General features: G+C 52.7%; 15 protein-coding genes. 2 read left to right on the forward strand and 13 right to left on the reverse strand.

Going from position 1 to position 23,649, the window contains the following annotated elements; translation table 11 throughout:
• Positions 1-5 precede the first annotated feature (5 nt).
• The 10 genes from KJW29_RS09150 to KJW29_RS09195 form a co-directional block, all read right to left on the reverse strand.
• A complete protein-coding gene (locus KJW29_RS09150; RefSeq protein ID WP_214629545.1) occupies positions 6-1,391 on the reverse strand; it encodes an ABC transporter substrate-binding protein in 1,386 nt (461 codons plus the stop codon).
• Positions 1,392-1,520: 129 nt separating this feature from the next.
• On the reverse strand, positions 1,521-2,498 hold the full coding sequence (locus KJW29_RS09155; protein ID WP_214629546.1) for a carbohydrate ABC transporter permease: 978 nt from the start codon (positions 2,496-2,498) through the stop codon (positions 1,521-1,523).
• Positions 2,499-2,500: 2 nt separating this feature from the next.
• Positions 2,501-3,397 carry a carbohydrate ABC transporter permease gene (locus KJW29_RS09160; RefSeq protein WP_246608661.1) on the reverse strand — a complete coding sequence of 299 codons (897 nt, stop codon included), beginning with the start codon at positions 3,395-3,397 and terminating at the stop codon, positions 2,501-2,503.
• The gene (locus KJW29_RS09165; protein WP_246608822.1) at positions 3,394-5,589 is read right to left on the reverse strand and encodes a DUF5696 domain-containing protein; all 2,196 of its coding nucleotides are present in this window, start codon (positions 5,587-5,589) and stop codon (positions 3,394-3,396) included. The genes KJW29_RS09160 and KJW29_RS09165 overlap by 4 nt, the downstream gene beginning before the upstream one ends.
• 1 nt (position 5,590) lies before the next feature.
• Entirely contained in the window at positions 5,591-7,651 is a 2,061-nt protein-coding gene (locus tag KJW29_RS09170; RefSeq protein WP_214629548.1) for a YIP1 family protein, read from the reverse strand.
• 36 nt (positions 7,652-7,687) lie between these two features.
• Entirely contained in the window at positions 7,688-8,554 is an 867-nt protein-coding gene (locus KJW29_RS09175) for a carbohydrate ABC transporter permease (RefSeq protein ID WP_214629549.1), read from the reverse strand.
• A 1-nt stretch (position 8,555) separates the two neighbouring features.
• Complete coding sequence (locus KJW29_RS09180; RefSeq protein ID WP_214629550.1) at positions 8,556-9,533, reverse strand: carbohydrate ABC transporter permease; 978 nt, start codon at positions 9,531-9,533, stop codon at positions 8,556-8,558.
• On the reverse strand, positions 9,530-12,502 hold the full coding sequence (locus KJW29_RS09185; RefSeq protein ID WP_214629551.1) for an extracellular solute-binding protein: 2,973 nt from the start codon (positions 12,500-12,502) through the stop codon (positions 9,530-9,532). Before KJW29_RS09185 ends, KJW29_RS09180 begins: the two co-directional genes overlap by 4 nt.
• 24 nt (positions 12,503-12,526) lie before the next feature.
• On the reverse strand, positions 12,527-13,636 hold the full coding sequence (locus KJW29_RS09190; protein WP_214629552.1) for an ABC transporter ATP-binding protein: 1,110 nt from the start codon (positions 13,634-13,636) through the stop codon (positions 12,527-12,529).
• Between the two features lie 160 nt (positions 13,637-13,796).
• A complete protein-coding gene (locus KJW29_RS09195) occupies positions 13,797-15,305 on the reverse strand; it encodes an extracellular solute-binding protein (protein WP_214629553.1) in 1,509 nt (502 codons plus the stop codon).
• A 278-nt stretch (positions 15,306-15,583) separates the two neighbouring features.
• On the opposite strand from KJW29_RS09195, the gene KJW29_RS09200 reads away from it, so the two are divergent.
• Together KJW29_RS09200 and KJW29_RS09205 are read left to right on the forward strand one after the other, a co-directional pair.
• On the forward strand, positions 15,584-17,284 hold the full coding sequence (locus KJW29_RS09200; RefSeq protein WP_214629554.1) for a sensor histidine kinase: 1,701 nt from the start codon (positions 15,584-15,586) through the stop codon (positions 17,282-17,284).
• A gap of 21 nt (positions 17,285-17,305) precedes the next feature.
• On the forward strand, positions 17,306-18,931 hold the full coding sequence (locus KJW29_RS09205) for a response regulator transcription factor (protein WP_214629555.1): 1,626 nt from the start codon (positions 17,306-17,308) through the stop codon (positions 18,929-18,931).
• A gap of 44 nt (positions 18,932-18,975) precedes the next feature.
• Here the strand turns inward: KJW29_RS09205 and KJW29_RS09210 are convergent, their stop codons facing one another.
• The 3 genes from KJW29_RS09210 to KJW29_RS09220 all read right to left on the reverse strand — a co-directional run bounded on the left by KJW29_RS09210 (position 18,976) and on the right by KJW29_RS09220 (position 23,622).
• Positions 18,976-20,061 (reverse strand): peptidylprolyl isomerase, encoded by a 1,086-nt coding sequence (locus KJW29_RS09210; RefSeq protein WP_214629556.1) that lies wholly within the window; start codon positions 20,059-20,061, stop codon positions 18,976-18,978.
• A gap of 205 nt (positions 20,062-20,266) precedes the next feature.
• Positions 20,267-22,555, reverse strand: a complete 2,289-nt coding sequence (gene metE / locus KJW29_RS09215) for a 5-methyltetrahydropteroyltriglutamate--homocysteine S-methyltransferase (RefSeq protein ID WP_214629557.1) — start codon at positions 22,553-22,555, stop codon at positions 20,267-20,269.
• A gap of 164 nt (positions 22,556-22,719) precedes the next feature.
• On the reverse strand, positions 22,720-23,622 hold the full coding sequence (locus tag KJW29_RS09220) for a LysR family transcriptional regulator (RefSeq protein ID WP_214629558.1): 903 nt from the start codon (positions 23,620-23,622) through the stop codon (positions 22,720-22,722).
• Positions 23,623-23,649: the final 27 nt, after the last annotated feature.

Consider the following 23,649-nt stretch of genomic DNA (forward strand, 5'->3'; position numbering starts at 1 on the left):
TTGGTTTATTCCAATCCCAATTCCTTGCGGACGTTTGGCGAATTAGCGTTAAATTCTTCTCCCCATTTCTGGAATACGCTAAGATCTCCGCCGTTATTAAACAAGCCGCCGGTTTCGCCCGCCCACCACTGAATATATTTGTCTTCCCCTGGCATCGTGCGAATCCAGCTGTCCGCTTGCACCGCGTCCTTAATGCTTTTGCCTGCCCAGCTTCCGGTTTGCTGCACTTCTTCCCATAGCGCCGGATCTGTCGTGAGCGGAATGTTGCCGTCCGACATCAATACCCGCTGTCCGTCTGGGGATAAAAGCCAAGAGAGGAACTTTGCCGCCGCGTCCGCGTTTTTAGTGCCGTTTAGAATGCCGATCGGCGATATGGCGTTATAGCCGACCTGGCTCTGCGATCCCCTCGGGAACGGAATAACGTCCCAGTCGAATTGCGCGCCGGCTTTGCGCGCCGTGCCTTCCCACGTTCCCATAATATCGAAGGCGATCTTGCCGGACAGCCAGCTTCCCCAGCCGTTGGGGTCGATTCCCGCATCCTGCGATTGTTTCTCCGAGGGACGGGAGCCGTCCACCCAGCCCAGCTCTGCATACCATTGCACCGCAGACAATACATTGGGATCGGCAATAAGGCTCTGCGTCCAATCCTCGTTCATGAAGTTCAGATTCGGCGCCAGCCCGTTAGAAACCGCGTACACCTGCGGAGTCGTCATGTAATTAAATGGGCCGGGGGCAAGACCGTATTCTCCGGCGGTGGCATCGGTTGCTTGTTTGGCGATTTCCCGGAATTCGTCCCAAGTCCAGTCCTTGGACGGCATGTCGATGCCGTGTTTGGCCAGAAGATCCTTGTTGACGAACATGACATGCGCGTCAACGGCGCGCGGCAGAGCGACAAGCTTGCCCTTCCAGGAGAGCGCATCCTTTACCGGCTGGCTGAGCTCGGCGGTCGACAGCACCGGGTCGGACTGCATATACGGGGTCAGATCGAGAAGGAGGTCATCTTTCATAAAATCCGGAATGCCCGGAACCCATGTCAGATCGGCCGGCGTGCCGGCCGCGCTCAAGGCCGTAATCTTTTCCAATACGGAAGCGTTGTCGCCGCCGTCGATTTTCTCCACCTGCAATGTAATATGGGGGTACTTCTCATTAAATTTCTCCGGAATTGTTTTCGTCCAGAGTTCGGGCCCCCATACGACCAGGCGGATTGTAACAGGCGTCTCCGGAGCGGGAGGATCTTCATCCGAGCTGCCGCTTTCGGTCGGCGCGACACTGGGCGGATTGCTCCCGGTTGCCTGATTGCCAGGCGTATTGTTGCCTCCCGAGCAGGCGGCAAGCAATGCGACGATCATAATGTACATCATAATGAAAACGAACCTATTGTTTTTAACCATGTTCACATCTCCCTTTTTCTCATTTGGACTCGCTTAACCCCTTGCAAATTGCCGTGTTCCAGCCCGCTTCGATTTCAAGCATGCAACCGCGCCGGCATCACCTCCCGTAATTAATTCCGTTACCCGCCTTTAATCGACCAGTCCGGTTCGTTCGATTCCTTCGACGAACCACCTCTGAGCGATCATATAGACGAGGAGCGGCGGGAACACAATCAGAAACGCGCCCGCCATCTTCGTTCCCTCCGTTATAGGATTAACCGCAAGCATCTCCATCGACGGCGCTTGGCCGAAGATCTCCGTCTCCAGATTGGACAATCGGGTAGAAAGAGGGATGAAGTCATGCGTCAGAAACATGGATGAGAGATAACCTTCATTCCAGTGCCAGACAAACGAGAACAGGAAGACGACAAGGCAGGCCGGCACCGATAAAGGGATGATGATCCGGAAGAACAGCCTGAACATCGACGCGCCGTCAATCATCGCCGCTTCTTCCAGCGCTTTGGGCAGCGAGAGGAAGAACTGCCGGAAAATAATAATAAACAGCGCGCTCTTGAGTCCCTGTCCGAATAAGGCAGGAATGATAAAGACAAACGGCGAATTCAGCCAGCCCAGCTTGCTGTAAATCACATACAGCGGAATGATGATAATCTGCGGCGGGATCAAAAAAGTAATGAAGATGAGCGCAAAAAACAGATTTTTGCCGGGGAACTGAAGCCGGGCCAACGCATACCCCGTGAGCGAGCAAATCAATACCGAGATGAGCGACGGAACAACCGCCAGCGTCAGCGTGTTGACAAGCGACTCCGAATAATTTAATCCGTCGAGCGCCTTCCGAAGATTTCCCCAATCGATGACGCGCGGAATCCATTGCACGGTAGGGTCCAGAAGGTCTCCAAGCGACTTGAGCATGGTAGAGATCATGTAAAAGAAAGGCTGCAGGTACAGGTACGACACGATCGAAAGCATAAAATAAAGAAACAGCTTGGCGGCCATGCCGTCGTTAATGTGCTGTCCCAGCAGAAGAAGCTTCAGCTTCTGCGAGCGCCTGCCAATGAGAATGAGCCTTGCCTGGGACGTGAGCTGCTTCATAACGGTTTCCGCTTTCATCTTCAGCCCCTCCTTTCTCTGCTCGAGCGGTTTAGAAACCACAGAATAATCAGGATCAGTACGATAATAAGCAAAAAGTAAAACCAGGCTAACGCGCTTGCGTATCCGTAACCTGTCGACACGTTGAACATGTTCAGCTTGATTTGCTCCATTACCGGATTAAACGGGAAGGTGAACAAGTCTACCATTGTGTATAGCAGGTTCAAGCCGATAAACGGCTTGATGCCGGGAAGCGTTATTTTCCAAAAGCTGGTCCATGGCGACGCGCCATCGATTCTGACGGCCTCGTAGATTGACTTCGAGATGGTCTGGAAGCCTGCAATGAAAATCAGAATTTGCACGCCGGAAGACCAAAGAATCAGAATCGTCATGCCAAGCAGCTCCGTTATCGTAGCCGCCATGGCTGGACTGAAATTCTCCTTGATAAACGCGTCCGCCCCGTATTGGGACAAAAATGGCACATTGCCCGCTCCTTGCTGGAACAGCTCGGTCAGCACCTGGCCAGTCGAGAAGATGACCGGCAAAAAGAAGATCGCCCGATAAATAAAACGGCCCTTGAAGTTCTGATTCAGCATGACGGCCACCAACAGGGAAAAAATAAGGATGACCGGAACCATCAAAATCATCTGCTGGAAAAAGGAGATCAGCTCGATCGGATAAACATTGTCCTTAAACAGGGCGTCCTTGAAATTTTGCAAGCCGACAAATTCGTAAGAGAACAGCCCCCCTCCGGTCAGTTTCACCTTCTGAAAGCTCAGATAGAGCGACCAGCCGATCGGGAATGCCATAAAAGCGCAGAAACCGATCATCCAGGGGAGCATAAACAGATACGCCGTCCCGCGGCTTCTCCACATGTAGTGCCGTCTTGCCTTGCGGTGCCGCCTAGCGTTCGCGCTCATGTACCTCCCCCTCTCTCCACGCGAAACGTCTTCTCGTTGTAATCGACAACGACGACAGTCCCGTCCGCGTATTCCGTTTCGTAAACCCCTTCCGTCCGTTTGCTATGGCCGGTCATTTGCAGGTGATGGAGAGAGGCTAAACGGTTAAACGACTCGTATTCCGCCGCCGCCTTCTCCTTCCATTGCGAGAATTGGCTTGTAAATAGGCCCCAGGTTTTCGTCTGCATCAACGTCCGGCTGCTCTCGGCCGTCACAATAAAGGAAGGAACCGCTCCGTATTCGATCGCCCGCAGAAATTCGTCGTCGTACTGGCTGCGCAAATTGCCCGGTACCATGGAATAGGTTATATGGCCGTGCACCGCCATCGGGTAAAAAGGAACGGTCTCGTCAATTGCGTAATACTGATGCGTCTCACCTGGGAACTGCTGGATATCGCTTAGGTAGCGGAGCGCATAAGTATTGCCGAGAAAGGCGCTGCCGGCGCCTAACGTTCCTTGCGTCTGTTCCAGTATCCGGTTATAGAGATAAGCCGTATCGTTTCTTGTATAAGCAAATCGCGGATTATATTCGCGGAACACCGTTTCTCCAATCCCGCTATAATGGATGCCGTCCGCCTGGAGGACAGCGGCTTCGTTAATCAATTCCTGCGCATAGTTGTAGGTAATATTGGGATTCAGAAAGAAAAACTCGTAATCGAACAAGGTATCTCCTTCCACGGAACGGACCCCGTACGTCTTGGGCGGCAGCTCCGAACCTTCGGAATCCGCCTGAGTCAATACCGCGTTCAGGTACACCTTGAAGCCCAGCCCATGCGCGGCATCGATAAACGACTGCAATCCCGGCTTCCCGCCGAGCTTTCGCTCGACATTTAGCCTCATGTCAGGCGCCAGCGTCCCCTTGTGCTGCCAATTTCGCCAAGTGATCCGAAGTTCATGTACGCCCGCGTCCTTCAGCTCCCGGAGAATCTCTTCCCCCTGCGCGAACGTTGTCGCGATCTCGTATTGGCTGTCTCCGTAATAGATCGTGTCTCCGCCAACGAGGGTCAGATGCATCGGAATATTGGAGCTGGGAGCAAGCGCCGGTCCAAGCCCGCCTGTATCCAGCAGATGTTTCCTATACCGCCGGGCCATCCCCGAGTAATCCGCCTCGTCCTCTTCCATGAAATAATATTGGATCTGGCGGTCCTCCCGAAGCAGTTCGTTCTGGAAGACGCGGATCGCTCTCCCCCCCAAATTCAGGCGGCGGTTGTATTCCTCCCTGTAAATAAATCGGGTATTGACCGAATTGAATGAGCTGACCAAGCCGGGAGTCAATGCGCGGATGGCCGAAGCCTTTTCCCCTTCCGTAATAACGGCCAGGAAAGCCTGCTCCCCTTTTTTCATCCCGAATACCGGCATCGAGACGGTAACCGGGTCAAACGATTTGTTCGTCAGCTCAGGTCCGTAGACGTATTGGTAATAGCCCGCGCCAACGCGCTTTTGTTGCTGCGGGTACCGAATGAGCGCGCCCGGTCCGTCCGGTACGAACATGTATCCAGGCTCGGCGGGATCATCCTCCGCCGCTCCGAAAAACGGCAGCGGATCGATGGACAAAATGCGGAATGGACCCGATTCCGTGATGCTGGCTGCCGGAATAGCGACGTGGAAGCCGTTGTCCGTCAATCCGTATACAAGGCTGAACCGGAATCCCAGCTGGTCGAATTCGTAGTTTGCGGCAACCCCGTTGTCCGTCGTGGAGAATGACAGCTTTACGCCGGGATCCTTGCCGTTTACAACCAGACGCTGCGCTTTGTTCTGCTCCGCGTATTCCAAAATGAACGGCGACTCCAGGTTCGTCCGCAGGATCCCCCCTACCTTCTGACTCTCCAACTGCACGGTCGTTGGATTGCTTCGCCACTGAACGTCGGACCGCAGCTCTTGGACGATGACTTGCCCTGACGCAGGATTGACAAGCAACTCGAGGCGGTCGGTTCGGGCCGCGGACGCGAATCCGGCATCGTCCCGTTTACCGCTTAACCAAGGGGGCCCCGAAGGGTCGGCCATAGCTGAAGCTTCATACGCGGGGATGTCCAGCTCGCTGGATATGCCGGGGCTGGACAGCGACCATAATGCCAGCCCGACAACGATGATTGCCAACGCCAGGCCGCCAAACAGCCATGTTTTTCTCCTGCCGGGATACGCAATGGCCTTCATGTTAGGCAAGGACTGTCACCTCCTTGTAGAGCTGATAGAAGAAGTCGTAGAGATTGTAAGACAGTCCTGTCGTCAGGCTGATAAACAGGAACAATATTCCGATCGTAACGACTGTGATGGTGCTGTTTGCGATATTCTCCACGAAATCGAAATTATGGATAACCTGAGAGCTGATGATAAACAAAGCGCCGATCCAGAGCCACATGACCGTATGCAAGGAAGAGTAGAGAATGCCTTCCTCCAACACCAGGATGTTGGACAATAAGAGAATCGGCATGGTAAGCGTAATGTACGGAACAACTGCGAACAGGCTTGCCTGTACGACATCCCTGAATCGTCCCTCGCCGTCCTTAACGGTGCTGACCAGATAATTGGCGACAACCCAGGCCAGGATGGGCGCCAGAAAACCGATCAGTTCGGGCCAGAGTCTAATCCGGCTTAGGTCGACGGGGCGGAAAATAAATCCGGTCCAGTACAGGGCCGCCATCTTCGCAAGCAACAGCAGCAGCAAAAGCAGCAGCATCGTAAAGACGGAAAGCTTGCGCCCCTTGATCCGGTAGAAGCCCTCATAAGGATGGAACAGCGTGTACCATGCGTCTTTAAGCTCCCCCACGACACGAGCAAGATGCTCCGGCATCCTTCGTGTCGACCTTCTGGCCAACATTCGAAGCCCGTATCGAAAGAGCAGCCATAAGGCAACGATAACTCCTGCGGCATAAGCAAAGTTTTGTTGAATCCATTCCAGTCTGTACGTCCAAAACGCTTCCGAATATCCCTGATTGTCGTACGACATCTTGAAGTAGGCCATGGCGTCGCGGGTACGCTCCTGCTTCTGCGCCACTTCTCCCAGACCGACATAAGTCAGGCTGATGATTTCGTTAAGCGACTTTACCTTGTTCCAGTTTGCTTCGCTCTTTTCGTAGTCGCCGATGTAATAATCGGCGGCAGCCGTAAGCACCGCATCCCCGAACTCCGTACGGTCATAGGCTTGGGCCAGGCTTTGATCGGAATCCAGCACCCACAGCCTGTTCCCCGAGTCGATGCCGATGCTTGCCGGGTAGGAGAGCACGCCCCGCTGCTGCGGAACCTTCCTGCTCTTGCCGAAGGAAAAGAGCTGGGTGCCGCCCGGACTGTAGATGGAGATCATCGCATCGTATCTGTTCTCCTTCCGGTCCAGCACGTAGAAAAAATGGCGCTTATCCGTCGCAACGTCCACCATTTGGTCCGAAGCCGCGAAACGGGCGGACTTTAACGATTCGAAGCGGTTCACCCCTGCGGCAGTCAGCTTTCTGATCTGATCGTTTAACACGCCGGTCGTCGTGGCGAAAATATACCCGTCTTGGTCAATCGTGACGTTGCCGATCTCGGCGGGTCGCTTCAGCTCCTCCCTGGCAAGCTGTTCCTCCGTAAAAATCTGGCGCTTTAGCCGATCCATCCATGTCCCGCTTGTTTTGTTGCTGCCGAAAAAACCGGTAAACTCGCCGCTGTCCCCTCTCATCCGGACCATCCCCTGATAAGAGCCCTTGGACACGATATACATAACGCCGCGATCGTCGACGGCCACCTTGACCGGCACGAAGAAGTAGCTGGCGGGCATTAAACCTTCCTCCGGCTTCTTGTACTCTCGGACGAAGGCTCCCCCTTTATCGAAAACGGCTATGCGCTGATTGCCCGTGTCCGCTACGTAGATATCCCCGGACGGACGGACAAACACCCCTTCCGGCGCCTTCAGCACCCCGCTCCCTTCCGCGTCGCCGATCGCCCTTACCCACTCGCCGTCCCGGTTCAGCTCGATAACCCGATTATTGCCCTTATCCGCAATATACAAGTGGTCGTCGGCCGCTATAAACAGGTCGGCCGGCTGCTTCATCGCCTGATCGCCCTGGCCGACAGCCGTATGGGACACCGTGTATACGTCCTGCATCCAGAACGTTCTTGTGCCCGCTCCTCCCGTCCCATGGGAAATAAAGAAGGTATCGTATGGCTGCCAGGCCGAGGAAGTACCGGGAAACAGGAAGAAAGCGGCCAGCAGAACAGCTATGAATCGTGTGTATTTAGCCATCACGTCAACCTCTTTCCTTAAAAATGCCGAGCGCCTTTATTTCACGCCGGAATGCACCATCGTCTCCATAATCCGTCGCTGGGCGAACAGAAAGATGATGAGATTAGGCAGAAACATAAGCAGCCCGGCAGCCGCTGCCATACCCTGACCGGCTACGGTATTCGCCATACCGCTCGTTAGCGTCGTAATATAGTAAGGCAACGTCTTCATCGTTTCGTCTTGCATAAACAGCGTGGATGCCGAAGCGTCGCCCCATACTCCCTGGAACGTAATGATCGAGATGGTTGCAATCGCCGGCATCGATAACGGTATGATAATGCGGATAAAGATGCGCAGCTCGGAAGCGCCGTCCATCTTGGCTGCTTCCAGCAGCTCCGCCGGTATCTGATCGATAAACTGCTTGATCAGGAATACGGCGACCGGTGAAGCGATAACCGGCAGGATATGACCAAAGTACGTATTATTCAGCTGCAGCCAGCCTACGATCAGATACCTCGGAATCGCTACCGTCTCCGGCGCGAACATGAGAGCCAGCATAATCATGGCCATTACCGCCTTCTTCAGGCTGAACTGAAGCTTCGAGAGCACATAGGCGGCCATGCAACTCGAGAGGATGACTGCCACCATGGATAAAGCGGCTACGATCATGCTGTTGTAGAGATACCTCGAAAACGGCACGATTCTGGCCACCGGACGCATAAACAGCTCATAGAAGTTGGTCAACGTCGGGTCCTTCACCAGAAAGGTGGGCGGAAACAGGAACAACTCATGGAACGGCTTGAACGCATGATTAATAATGAACACGATCGGCAGCGACATAAAGGCCGCCAACAGAAGCAGGGCTAGCAGCAGCAACGTTTCGAACAGAGTGAGCCTTCTGATTTGTTTTACGATAGCCATCATGTTATTCACCGTCCTTCGGGCCGAATAGCCGGTAGCTGAGCTTCATCGCGGCATACGAGAACAGCAGCAGGACAACCGACAGCATGGAAGCATATCCGAGCTCGAAGCGAATGAAGGCATAGTCGTCGATATGGTTCAACATCAGATGGCCGGCATATTGCTTCGTAATCGGCAGTCCCGTCAGTTGAACGGAGATGGCGCCCGCCTTGAGCGTGCCGACAATCGCCATAACGGCGCTGAACAGCATCTGAGGTTTCATCGACGGAACTGTAATATAATAAACCTCCTGCAGACGGGTGGAGATGCCGTCAATGCGCCCCGCCTCGTAAAGCTCCCGATTTACCGTATCGAATCCGGCCAGCATCGCCAGGAAACCGACGCCGAACCCCATCCAGATCGTAACGACAATCATCACGTTGAGCAGATATTTGGGATTTTGCAGCCATAGCACCGGCGTTTCGATCAAGTTGTAATTCATCAAAAATTGATTTAAGTATCCTACGTAGTCGCCGCTGAAAGCCGCTTGCCATACGACGACAAGAGCGATGCCGCCGGCGATCGACGGCGCATAGATTGCAAGGGTGACCAGATCGCGAACGCTCTTGGGCAGCTGATAGATCAGCCAAGCAATAAAGAAAGTGAGCAAGTAGCCGATCGGTCCGACAAAAAAAGCGAATTTGATCGTATTCGGCAGCGCATGCTTCATGAACACCGTATCCTGCGTGATAAGCGAGATATAGTTTTTGAAGCCGGTAAAATGCGGGATACGAAAGGCATCGTACGACGTAAAGCTCATCAGAATCGCCATCAGGACGGGCAGCAGGATAAACGCCGTAAAGCAAAGCAGAAACGGCGCCATAAACAGATAAGCGATGCGCTCGCGATATAGACTCCGCAATAACCGCTGCAGCCGGGTTGGCGGCGCCGGATGTTTTAAGGCTGCAGAAACCGCAGCTTTATAGGCAACCTGTTCTTTCATTTTGGCGCTTCCCCCCAATCATAAGGCTGATCAACAACTGGAAAATCCAGTTGCTGCCCGTTCCGGATGCCGAGATCCTGCTGCTTTCTTGCCATCTCGCGAGCCATGGCTACAAAGGAAGTGTCCAGAGAATCCTTGGCCGGAATCTTCTGCACAATCGTCCGGTTAAACGCAAATTCCATCTCGCGGGCGAGCAAGTACCCTCCCGGAAGGAACGGCACGTTGCGGTTCCATCGGTTCTGCTCCTTAATAGCCGCGATATGCTCCGCAGGCCAAGGCATGGCTGCCATCGCCTTCATATTGGCCGTATTCCAACGATATTCCGGCCCGTAAAAGGATTCGATCGCGTTGCCGTATTCCAGCTGAACGTCCGTGGACGTCCACCAATCGATAAAACGCCATGCCTGCTCCTTTTTATCGCTTTTGTTCAAAATCATCGCAGAAGTCATCGTGTTCATCGCCCATCTCGCTACGCTTCCGTCCTCCTGCACGGTCCCGGGCATCGGCGCGATCTCCCAGTCTCCGAGTATTTCGGGGGCGGAGGTCAGCAGTTGGACGTACGTATTAAAATCCGATACGCCAATCGGCATCGTGCCCAGCTTGAAATGCTGGAAAAAGGCCGGAACCTCCTGGGGCAGATCGTATTTGCCGAACAGCTCCGTCCATAAGGAAAATGATGTATAAGCCGCTTCTGTATCAAACGCCGCTTTCATCCCGTCCGGCGAATAAAACTCCACGTCATTCTGATAGAAGAAAGGAACAAAGTCCTTTGCGTTGTAATAAAATTGCATGCCGTTTTCCTGCAAAGTCGGCAGTATCCGCTGCAAATCCTCCCACGTATCCGGCGCCTCCAGCTCCAGCTCCTTCATCATGCTCTTGCGGTAGAAGAGCAGATGGTAAGACTGGGTTTCCGGCAGCGCATATACGCCATTTTTATAACCAAATGAGCGCATGACGCCGGGGTGAAAGCGTTCGGCCACTTCTTTAAAATTCGCGAATTGCGTCAAGTCGACGGACGCTTCGCGCATCGCGTAATCGACGGGCATATCCTGTACCAGACCAAGCGCGACATCCGGCTGATCTCCCCCCGCGTTGCTAAGCGTAAGCGCATTCGCATCGGGCATGAAATTAACGTTGACCGCGATGCCGGTCTGAGGCGTGAAGCTTTGATCGATCATCTCCTGAAGCAGGGACGCATAGTCTCTCCCCCGGCCGACCCATATCTCGATCGCGTCCTTATCGTTTAGATCCCTGGCGTTATAATTCAAATAGAAGGTGCGCGCAAAGTTGATTATCGTGTAAGGCACCTTGGACAGAGTGGAGGTTTCCTTATACGGATGGACGGCGGAAGGACTCCTGACGACGATATAATCCGCGGACATTCCCCCGTTTGCCATCTTATCCATCCAGGTGCCGATTCTCATCTGCAAGTCAGGGAACTTGCCCAGCCTGTTCGGAATTTGATTGATCTCCTCCAGCAGTCCATCCAGAATCGCTACCCCGATCTTGAGAGACTCGGTCGTATCGTTCGTTTGGCCGTTCAAGCCGTTTAGATAATCCATGCTCAGCTTCAATTGATCCCGAAGGCCGGCAAGTTGAGCCTCCAGATCAGGGAAGTAGCTCATTATATCCCATGTGCGGTTCGCATCGCCCGTATTCGTTCCATAGTCGCCCGTCAGCTTGCGAAGCTTCTGCTCGATGCCGTACAGCTTGCGGATCGCCTCCTGCATCGAAAGCACGACCGGATTTAACGGCGAGATATCCGTTACCAGCCGCAACGTGTGCTCTCCTTTATCCAGATAGAAGCGGTAAGGCTCTCCGGCGCGGCTGCCGAGCGTATGCATCTCCAGCTTGCTGTTGTAAGGAAACGGATAATGAAGCAGCTCTTCGAAAGGCGTCTTGCCGTCAATCAGCACCGTCCGAAATGCGTTTGCTTTGCCGACGAAGCCCTGATAATATTTCACGTCGATTTCATACCAGCCTGCGGACGGCACTTCAAAGGTCCACTCCGCCCACTCCCCTGCCCTTTTCCATCGCTGGCCGTCCAAGACGTTATACAGCAGGCGCCCTTCGCCATCCGGAGATACGTTTGGTTCGTTAATCGTTCCGGTTTGCACCGAGGGGTGGGATTTCTGCTCATAACGCTCCCCTTCAAGAAGCGTGTACCACGTTTCGATAGCGGGTGGAGCGTCCGCCCGTTCAGGAGCGCCAGCCTGCTCCGATGTGCCTGCCCTCTCCAGATATTCCGCATAAGCGGGTATCGCTTCCGGAGCCGTCAGACGGATTGGCCCCCAAGACATCGGTTCGTTTTGCGCGGCGAACCTCAGCGTATGTACGCCTTTGGTCAACGGCAGCCGAAGCGGGACGGACGAAACCGCATAATTTGTTGCCGGAGCCGTTAGCCAGCCCACCGTCTCTACTTGCATCGATCGAATCTCGTTGCCGAGCGCATCCTTCCGGTAAGGAACATCCTTGTCCCTCCATCGTTTCAACAGCTCGATTCCATTTGCCTCCGAAAACGGAATTTCGCCATCAATCGATAACGCGTAGAATACCGAGCTGCTGCTGTCCCGCTTGGTCGGCATATAGGTCAGTTCCAGCTCGTACAAGGCATCCGCCGGAATTTCTACCGTCCATTCCACCCATCCCGTGCCATTTGTCCAGTGAAGAACCTCCTCGTTTAAATCAGCATCATATCCCGTCCGGACAGCCGCTTCGGCAGAAGCCACGCTGTAAGCGATCGGCTCGATTGCTACTGGCGGTCCCGTATACGGCAGTATGCCAGACTCTTCCGCTTTCCGAAGCCGATCCGCGTAGAATAGGATGCCATCTCCGTCTCCGCTGCCGTAATCCATCGCATCCGCGCTGACGACGGGAAAGCTCTCTTCTCCCTGCAACCATGACCTGACGGCATAGCCCAACACAATCAAAGCCAGCAGAGCCGTATAAACCATCCATTTGCGAAGCATGATGCTCTACCTCCCGTATTGTGGTCAAAAAATGCCAAGATTGCCGCCCGATTCCGCATCAAAAAAATGAGCCATTTCCATCCGGAATCCGATGTCGATCTTGTCCGTCACATGAAATTTCGAGCCTGGTTCGATCGCCCTGGCGATCACACGGATATCCCCCATGCTCAAATACAGGTAAGAATCGGAGCCCATTAGCTCGATAACGTCGATAACGGCTCCATAAGAATCATTGGGATCCTCCAGCGTCGGCTCAAGCAGCACATGCTCGGGACGAATGCCCATGACGACGTTTCTTAATTTACCGGAAGCGAGGAACGGCTTATATTGGGGCGGAATCTCCAGCCGCAAGCGCCTGTTGCTGAAATAATGCGTTCCCCCGTCCTCCTCGATGCTCCCTTCGATGAGATTCATGGCCGGGGAACCGATAAATCCGGCGACGAACAGATTGGCCGGCTGCCGATAAATAAATTCCGGCGCTGCCGCCTGCTGAATGATGCCATCCTTCATGACTACGATTCTGGAGCCCATCGTCATCGCTTCCGTCTGATCATGGGTCACATAAACCGTTGTCGTCTGCAATTCCTGATGCAGCCTGATCAGCTCCGATCTGGTTTGGGTTCTCAGCTTCGCGTCGAGATTGGACAAAGGCTCATCCATCAGAAAAACCTCCGGCTCGCGAACGATCGCCCTGCCGAGGGCAACTCGCTGCTTCTGTCCGCCCGACAGCTGATTAGGCTTCTTGTCGAGCAAAGCGGAAATTTCCAATATTTTCGCGGCCTTCTTTACCCGGAGCTCAATCTCGTGTTTGGCCGTCTTCCTAAGCTTTAAGCCAAGCGCCATATTCTCGTAGACGGATAAATTGGGGTATAGCGCATAATTTTGAAACACCATTGCAATATCTCTGTCCTTTGGAGAGACATAGTTGATATAACGATCCCCGATGTAAATCTCGCCTTCCGTTATGTCTTCGAGACCGGATAACATCCGAAGCGTCGTCGTTTTCCCGCATCCGGAAGGGCCTACCAGCACCACGAATTCCCCATCCTCGATCTCCAGATGAAAGTCGGTAACCGACGTTTTCTTTTCGGAACGGTACTGTTTGTAAACATGATGAAACGATACCCGAGCCATTTAATCACTCCTTTATATAACTTTAATGTTTTTGTTTAACAGTATATAAGCGTAAATTTCCCTTCCCCCTCCTATTTTCATGAAATTTGAGCAGGCTTAAATTGGCTTACGACTAACGCAAGCCCTTTAAGTCATCTTTTTTAAAGTCGATGCTATATTTTTATTGTTTATATTGGTTGTAAGAAAGCTTCAGTTCTTCGACGATTTTACGGTAATCTTCGGAAGCCGTCAGTTCGTTAACGTAGCTGTCCCACTCCGCCTCCGACATAACGTCCATGACGTACTTCACCTTGTTCCGTTCCAGATCCCGAGTCAGATCGCCCCACTTGTCGCCCACAACGGGCGACGATAGATTAAACGCCGGATTGGCATACGTCGATTTGAGCTGCGAATCTTCGAACACTTCCTTATACCATCTCACCCGTTCCGGATCGGCGTCCCATAGCAAATAATTGTCGGCTCCCGTATACGTTCCGTCATTCCATGTATAAGCCTCAATACCTTCGCTTTTGTATTTCTCATTGCGGATGATCTTGCCGTCCTTCACTTCGTGATGGATGCCTTCGATCCCATAAAGCGCAAGCTTTTGGTACTCCGTCGATGACGTATAATCGATCAGCCTGAGCAGCCGGGGAATATCCTCCTTGGGAACTTTCGAGTTGATCATCAAATTGGTCCAAGAGCCTGTCGCCGCACTGGTCGTATATCCCTGCGGACCCTTAAGTACTTTAAGCGTCAACACATCCGCTCCCGGCGCGTTGCGGCTCAGGGTATCCAGCCAATCCGGTATAGTGAACATATGGGTATTGGATGCAACTACGGCGTAAGTGCCTTGCTTGAACAGATCCGTTTCACTGCCTTCGACAATGGGAAACTCGGGATGAATCGCCCCTTTTTCGTAGAGCATCTTTAGCCAGTTCAGATAAGTCTTAAACGTCGGCATAAAATCCCGGTATTGAAAATTCCCTACTTCGTCAACCGACCAGTTCTGAATGCCGGTAATGGCATTGGCAATGACATCCCCGCTTGACGTCGACTTCATGGCAATCCCGTATCGCTCCGGCGGATCGCTAAGCTTCAAAATAACATTCGTCAACTCTTCCCAAGTAGTCGGCGGCTCCAAACCAGCTTTCTCCAGCAAATCCTTTCGGACATGAACGGTTGTAAAGATCGGCGGATTGGGATGTCGGGGTATGCCCCAAATCTTGCCGTTATATTGCATGTTGTCCCATATTTCATCCGGGTACGCCGCAAGATTCGGATAGTCCTTCAAACTCTCTCCCGTTAAATACGGGGTAAGATCATGGAACTTGCCGGCCTGAATCGCATCATGCGTCGCTGTCTCGTAAATGGGGTTGCTCGTAGGCACCTGGGTAATTTCCGCCAAATCTCCGGTGTTCAGCGCGACGCCGAGCCTCTCCTTGTAGCCGTTAAGGGGAATCCACTGCCAGCTGATCACCGTATTCGTCTTGTCTTCGATTTGCTTGCCGACGGCGTCCCCGCCCAGCGGCGGCGTGCCGTAAGCGATATTCGTCCATCGGACCTCTAGCGGCTTTTCGTCGGCTTCATGATTCGAGCCAACCGATCCTCCAGAGCCGGAGCAGGCGGCAAGGAACAGCATGGCAAACATTGCGGCGCAAGACAGTCGTTTACTTTTATACGGTTTCATTCTTCGGACCTCCCGGGTTTATGAACACGCGCCGCCGACGGCTCATACGAACGCAAGCCTTCTCTCTTGGGTCTCATGTCGTCAAAGGTTCTAGTGAAACGCTTCTTACTTGTATAGTAAATCTTGGCTGTCGACAGTTATATGTCGGTTTGAATACATTCATGATGTTTTCATCACCATTCCCTTTGTTCGCCATGCGAACCCCTCCTTTGCGGCAGCAATTCATAGTATAATAGGCTCATATTTGACAACGCTTACACCCGTTAGGAGGATCAGGCATGCCGGTCAAGATGACGATATTCCGCAAGCTGATCATCATGCTGCTGCTGTTAATCATCCCGATACTTATTCTGCATACTTATTCCAACCAGGTCAGCGTCAATGTTGTCCGCAACGAAATCAAAGAATCGAATCTGCAGCATCTCTCCTTTCTGTTAAGCCAGGCGGAGGCGACGTTGGAGCAGCTGTCCATTGCCGCCAATACGATCGGGCGATTCCAGGTCATCGATGATTTGATCCATATCCATGAGAAGGATAATAATTACGACAAGGTGGTGATCAAGCAGGATATCATCGAGAAGCTGCGCTTGTCCGGCGCCTCCAGCAATTGGATCAATCAGTTTACGGTTTATTCCCCGCAGGCCGGAACTGGCGTGACGACCCTTAATGAAGCCGACTATACGAAGATGTTCGCTCCGGATCGGATAACGGAGAACTGGCTCTACAGGGAAACCTCGGAAAACGGCACTCCGATCGAACAATTCGTCAAACATACCGTATATCCGGGTTCGCGGCTCATCGTTGAAATCAGCTTTACGGTTAACAATATCCGCAACATGCTGGACCAGATCAAGATGACGGGCAAAAACGACCCCTTCTTCTATCACGAAGATAATCGACCCATCCTAAACCGCTCCGCCGATCAGTCGTTGGCTCATGACGTCGTCCAGTTCCTCAATGGAAGCGAGACAAACGATAGCGGCACGGAATACGTGAAGCTTCAAGGAAAGCAGTACATGGTCAACTACGTAAAGTCGGAAGCGCTGAACTGGACTCTCGTGGATTACGTGCCTATGGAATACCGGTTAAGTCCCATTAAAAACAGTTCGCTATTATTTTACGCGTCCATGGCCACCCTACTTGCGATGGGCATCGTGGTCGCGCTTATGCTGTACCGCAACGTTCAGGTTCCCGTATCCCAATTGCTCCATGGGGTAAGAAAATTAGAGATGGGCAACTTCTCCGTCCGGCTGGAAAACAAGCAAAGAAACGAATTCGGGTTTCTGCTCCAGCGATTCAACCAGATGGCCGCCCAGATCGAACAACTGATCGAGAATGTCTACTCGGAACGACTGCGGTCGCGGGAGGCTACTCTTAAACAGCTGCAATCGCAGATTAATCCCCACTTCCTTTACAACTCTCTTGCTTTCATCAAAAGCATGACCGAGCTTGAAGAGAAAGAGGCCGTCATCGCCATGACCTTGAACCTGAGCCATTATTACCGGTACACGACCCGCGTGGAAAATCAGGAAACAACGCTGCGGGAAGAGCTGGAGCTCGTCAAAAATTATTTGAACATCCAAAGCTTGCAAATGCAGCGGTTGGAGTACGAGATCCATATTCCCGAAACGATGCTGCAGCTTTCCATTCCGCGTTTGCTCCTTCAGCCGATCGTGGAAAATGCGATCATTCACGGGCTGGAGCCCCAGATGAAGTGGGGCAGAATGTCCGTAACCGGCGAACGGGTTCATAACAAAGTCCGATTGATCATAGAAGACAGCGGCGAACCGCTGAGCGATCAAGAGCTGGATCGACTCAAGCAAAAGCTCGAAGCCCCGCTCGACGGCGAGATGGGCTGCGGGTTATGGAACGTGCATCAGCGGCTGAAATTCCGGTTCGGCCAGGACGCCGGCGTCCTTCTGTCGCACGCCGCTCTCGGCGGACTATGCGTGACCCTTCAATGGACGGTCATTGACTAATTTTATCGGAGGTGGATTGCCATGCATCAAGTATTAATCGTTGACGACCACATGCATCTCGTGGACAGCATGGAGAAGACATTGCCCTGGAGCGATATGGGGGTAAGCAGCGTGCACAAAGCCTATTCCGCCTTCGATGCGATGGAAACGCTGGAATCCCATTCGATCGATCTCGTCATTACCGACATTCGCATGCCCGTAAAGTCCGGCCTGGAGCTTATCCGCGAAATTCGTTCCCGTTGGAGAACCATCAAAATCATCCTGCTGTCGGGCTATTCCGACTTCGAATACGCCAAAGAGGCCCTGCGCCAGGATGTCGAGGATTACTTGCTCAAGCCGGTTCCCGATGAGGAGCTTATTGCTTCCATTCGGCGCGTTTTGGAGAAAGCCTCGGTCGAATGGCACGCCGTCATCTCGAACCAAAGGGCGATTCAAACGCTTCAGGCGCATCTTCCGCTGCTTCGGCAAAACTTGCTGCTGGAGCTCCTGCAGGGCCGGAGCATGACGGAATCGGCGCTGCAGGACAAATTTTCGCTGTATCATCTCCCCTTCTCTACAGGCATCACTGCTTCCATGGCTCTCATACGGTTGGAGGATGATTTCGCCCGCCATGACGAGCACTCCGTGTCCTTATTCGAATACGCGATCGCCAATGTAGCAGCAGAGATCTTTCAAGACGACTTCAATCTGTGGAACTGTCGGGACGATTACGGCTATTTGGTCTTCATGATAGCTGCCACAGACAAGCTGAAGGCGCAGACGGCCGACAAGAGAAAGCAGCTTCTGGAGCAGCATGCCGTCCAGCTGCAGCATTACGTACATGTTTACTTAAAGGGCAGCATCTCCGTGCTGGTGAGCGAATGGTTTATGTTCCCGAATGATATCTCCGCTTATTACCAGAACTGTTTGTTCGCATTCCGCCAGCGGATCGGGGACGAGCAGGATTTATTTATGACGTTAACCGGCAGCGAGAACAATCAAAAGATCGCCTCCTTCTCCAGTCTGTACGAACCGCCAACACTCAAGCAATGCATAGAAGCCGGCCAATGGAAGGAGCTGCACGCGAAGCTCGAGAGAATTTTTGAGGAATTATTGCGGGATTGGTCTCATTCCGAAGAGCATATTCTCGAGGTTTACCTCGAAATATGCGGGATGCTCACTTACATCGCCCACAAAAACCATAAACGGCTCTCCGAGCTGATCGGCGAGGAATACGAGAAGGTCGTCGGCGGTCTTCCGTTCAAGACGGTCAAACCTCTGCGCGACTGGACCTTTCGCAGATTGGAACAGCTCTCCGACATCGTCGACCGCGAACGCAAGCATTCCCATGCCGCAATCGTCAGTCAAGTAAATGAATATATCGAACACAATTTGCAGCATGACGTATCCATTCAAACCGTGGCGAACCACGTCTTCCTGCACCCCTCCTACCTGTCCAGAATATACAAGACGGAATCGGGAGAGAGCTTTAGCGACTATGTGCTCAAGGTCAGGATGGAAAGGGCCGTCTCCCTGCTCCGCAATAAAGGAATCAAGGTATACGATATTTCCACGGAGCTGGGATACAATCAGACACAGCATTTCATCAAAATGTTTAAAAAACATTTTGGCTTGACACCGCAGGAGTACCGCGAGCGGATGCTTTAAGTCTGTGTTCAAAAAGTTCGGATCGGACTTTTTGAACAACCTCTTTAAGGCAGCGTTACTTCGTCGAATTGCGCTTGTCTGATCTCGACGGACGCTTCCCGTGTCTTTTGGTCGATAAGCTCCGTATATCGGTAGTTCATATATTTGTTTTTTACGTCTTGCCGAACCTGATCGAAGGGCTGCGCTTCCGCAGGCAGCCTGTTCAAGCAATAAAGCAAATACAATGCATTGTTTGTTTCGATAATCCCGCTAGTCCCTCCCGCCGCTAGCCTCATCGCTTCTTGCCGCAAAACGCCTCCCGACATTTGGTCTTCGCGGGCTGTGGAGCGATCAAAAACTTGCAGGCCGTAGCTGCTCCGCTCTTCTTCCGCCTCATTGAGCTGCTCCGATAGCGCGGCGAAGCTTTCTCCCTGTCCCAGCCTGACCTGCGCTTCCCGCATAAGCTCCCATGCCTGTTCCTTTTTCTCGAGGTTAATCGCTCCGTCCTTCCCTATGTATGAGATTCGGATTTTGCGTACCCGAACGGCATCCTCCCCCTTGTAATATTCCTCCTTGATCATGTCGTAATATTGCTTTAGAAGAGGCTCCGTTAAAGGAATCTCGGCTCCTTCCAATCGCGATTGCAGTTGAATCAGCAAATTGGCCGTCACGTATTCGAAGTATGCCTCCTCCGTATACTGAAGCGGTCCGTAGATGACTTCATTCTTCTTTACCGCCTCCTTTCTGCGCTCGTTTTCTTTCGTTAGGTTTTTGAGAAAAGCGGGATAGGATATGTCCTCGATAAGACCTTTGTTGCGCGCCATCATCTGTTGCTGCTTTGTCCGAACCACGCTTTGAAGCGCTTTCATTCTTAACCGTTCGATAGGCGTCTCTCCTTCATACCGGCTCGTCCAGAATCCAGGCTTTTCCTCCAGTCCATGCTCATGGTAATAATACATGGCAACGGCATGACGTTCCTTCTCCATGCTTTTCTGCAGCTCCGCGGCATAGATCGGCTCTCCGTCTACATAAGCAACGATAACGGATTCCGGCTGTTCGGACAGGCGGTCTGCCAGAAAAAATCCGGACAGCAGCACGATCAAGACGCCGACTCCCGATGCGACCTTCGAGCTCTTGCTCCATCTGGGCATTGTTTTCCCTCCACCTTCGCAATGCGTACAAAATATCATTAAACAAAGCTGCAATGCCGTAGATCAACATGCCGAGATGCCGAGCCAGCTTTACCTCAATATACTTATCGCTTATATCTGCTGTCAAGATGCGTTTTTCAATCGAAAAAAGGCCAAGGGACATACCCTGGCCTTCTTTCGATTTTGCCCAAAAATCGTTCGTTGGCTACACGCCTACCGAATATTTTTCGCGAGCGAGCTTCGTCGCGTCAACCATGTTGCGAAGCGATGCAACCGTCTCTTCCAAACCGCGAGTCTTCAAGCCGCAATCCGGATTGATCCAGAACAGTTTGGGATCCAACACGCGCAGCGCGCGATCGATCATATTCGTCATTTCGTCGACGCTCGGCACGCGCGGGCTATGAATGTCGTAGACGCCAAGGCCGATGCCGAGACCGTACGTATTCTCCTCGAAGCTGTGGATCAGCTCGCCGTGGCTGCGCGAGGTTTCGATGGAGATGACGTCCGCATCCATCGCCTCGATGGAGTCGATCATGTCGTGGAATTCGCAATAGCACATATGCGTATGGATTTGCGTCTCCGGCTGTACCGTGCAAGTCGTCATGCGGAACGCTTTGACCGCCCAGTCCAGATAATTTGCTTGATCCTTCGCTTTCAGCGGCAATCCTTCGCGAACGGCCGGTTCGTCGACCTGGATCATGCCGATGCCCGCTTTCTCCAACGCTTCTACCTCTTGTCTCAGCGCATATGCCAGTTGATACGCGATTTGCTCGCGCGTTATATCTTCGCGAACGAATGACCAGTTCATGATCGTGATCGGACCCGTCAACATGCCTTTAACAGGCTGTTTTGTCTTGGATTGCGCATATTGGGTCTCTTCTACCGTCATCGCTTCCTCGAAAGCCACGTCTCCGTAGATAATCGGAGGCTTCACGCAGCGTGAACCGTAGGACTGCACCCATCCGAATTGCGTAAAGGCAAAGCCCGCCAGCTTCTCTCCGAAAAATTCGACCATATCCGTTCGCTCGAATTCTCCGTGTACGAGAACGTCGAGGCCGATGTCTTCTTGCAGTCCGATCCAGACATCGATTTGCTCCCGAATAAACGCGTTATATTGCTCGTTGCTCCACTCGCCTTTGCGCCAAAGCTGACGTGCCTTGCGCACTTCGGCTGTTTGCGGGAAGCTGCCGATCGTCGTAGTCGGGAAAATGGGCAGTTGCCATTTCGACTGCTGCGCGGCAAGACGATCCCCGAACGGTTTGCTGCGCACGGGCTCTTGACCGCTAATGGCTGCGACAGCCGTTCTGACTTCCGTACAATTACGGGCTGCGGAACGGCCGAGCGCACCGACCGCCGCTTCACTGCTCGACAGCTCTTGCTCTACAGAAAGTTCTCCTCCGTTAATTGCTTTCGTGAGCACAACCAGCTCGGACAACTTCTCGTCCGCAAAAGCCAGCGCGTTCTTAAGCTCTTCGGGAAGCTTCGATTCCGCTGCAGTTGTAACCGGTACATGCAACAAGCTGCATGACGATTGAATAATAAGCCTATCGGACGTTACGATGCCTTCCAGTTCGCGAACCAGCTTCAGCTTCTCGCGAAGATCCGCTCTCCAAATTCCGCGACCGTCGATGATGCCGGCGCCAAGCGTCTTATCCTGCGGGAAGCCGAACTCGCGAATGGCGGCCAGATTGCCTTGCAGACCGTGCACGAAGTCAAGACCGATACCCGCAACAGGCAGAGCAACGATGTCCGGATAGAACTCCACGGATTCGAAATACGTTTGCAGCAAGATCTTTAAGGAAGGAACCGCGCTCGCGATGGCACCGTAAATTCGTTTCACGCGCTCGATATCTTCTGCGCTTACGTTCGTGGCAAGCACGGGCTCGTCGACTTGGACCCACGCAACGCCTTCTTGCGCCAACTCGCCTAGTACTTGGATATACAGAGGCATCAGGCGGTCGATCCAGCCATCGAGCTCCGAAGACTTGTAGCCTTTGGAGAGCTTCAGGAAGGTCAGCGGCCCGATCAGGACGGGACGGCCCTCGATTCCCAATGTTTCCTTGGCTTCTCTGTAAGCAATAAGCGGCTTGTTCTCTGTCAGTACAGGCTGTGCTCCGTCGAGCTCAGGTACGATATAGTGGTAATTCGTATTAAACCATTTGGTCATCTCGCTGGCCGTCGCCTCTTTGGTGCCGCGAGCTATGCCGTAATACAAGGATGGCTGTACGGGGCCGCCTTTGTAGCCGAACCGGGCCGGTACGATGCCGAACATGGCCGCCGTGTCCAGCACTTGATCATAGTAGCTAAAGTCGCCTACCGGAATGTAGTCGATGCCTTGCTCCTGCTGCTTGTGCCAATGATTTACGCGAATATCGCGCAGTTGGTTCTCGAATTCCGCCTGCTCTAATTTGCCGGCCCAAAAAGCCTCCAGCGCCTTTTTCCATTCCCGGTTTCCGCCGATCCGCGGGTATCCCAATACACTGCTTTTTGCCATCCGCCAACACTCCCTATCTTTGTTACCAACAAGATAACACGGATACGGAGATATAGCGTAACTTGTCTTTTCTATATCTGGTCATAGCTATTAACTATAACGGATGGCAAGTTGAATTGGCCATGGCGTACCTTGGCGACGTAACGCGTTTCAAAAAAGCTCAATCACGGAGACACCGCTTCCTTGAGCGCTTCGATATAGGCCGCTCCGAGAACGGATAACGGCATGTTTTTCTGCGCGATCCACCCGACGTTGATCACTTCGTCGATCGCCAGCGGCACGGGGATGATTTCGTTGCCGTTCAGATCGGAGCTCAGCACGCCGGTCGAGATCGTATAGCCGTTCAAGCCGATCAACAGGTTGAAAAGCGTCGCACGGTCGTTGACGGTAATGCTCTTTTTGCGCGACAGCGTGCTCAGAATTTCTTCCGAGAAGTGGAAGGAATTGTATTCCCCTTGATCGAAGGACAAGTACGGATAATCCTGCAGCTCGTCGATCGTCACGACCTTTTGCCTCGCCAGCGGGTTATGAATGCTAATAAATACATGCGGCATGGCCGTAAACAAGCTTGTAAATTGCAGGTTCGCGGACTTAAGCAGTTTGTCGATGACCCCTCTGTTGAAATCGTTTAAGTATAAAATCCCGATCTCGCTGCGCATCGTCTTGACATCTTCGATAATTTCATAGGTCTTCGTCTCGCGAAGCATAAGCTCGTATTCCTCGTGGCCATGCTCCCGTACGAGGCTGACGAAGGCGTTGACGGCAAAAGCATAATGCTGCGTGGATACGGAAAAATGTTGCGGCGAAGGCTTAGCGTTCAAATAACGACTCTCCAGCAGCTCCGCCTGCTCCACTACCTGCCGGGCATAGCTCAGAAATTCGACGCCTTCCTTGGACAAGGTTATTCCTTTGTTTGTCCGCTCAAAGATCGAGATGCCCATCTCTAATTCCAGTTCCTTGATTGCGTTCGACAGGCTCGGCTGTGAAATAAACAGTCGTTTCGCTGCTTCGTTTATGGACCCTCTGCTCGCGACTTCAATGACGTATTTTAACTGTTGAAGAGTCAACGGATCGCTCTCCTTTCACCTTGCTAA

The sequence above is a fragment of the Paenibacillus agaridevorans genome (assembly GCF_018604145.1).
Lineage (GTDB): Bacteria > Bacillota > Bacilli > Paenibacillales > Paenibacillaceae > Pristimantibacillus > Pristimantibacillus agaridevorans.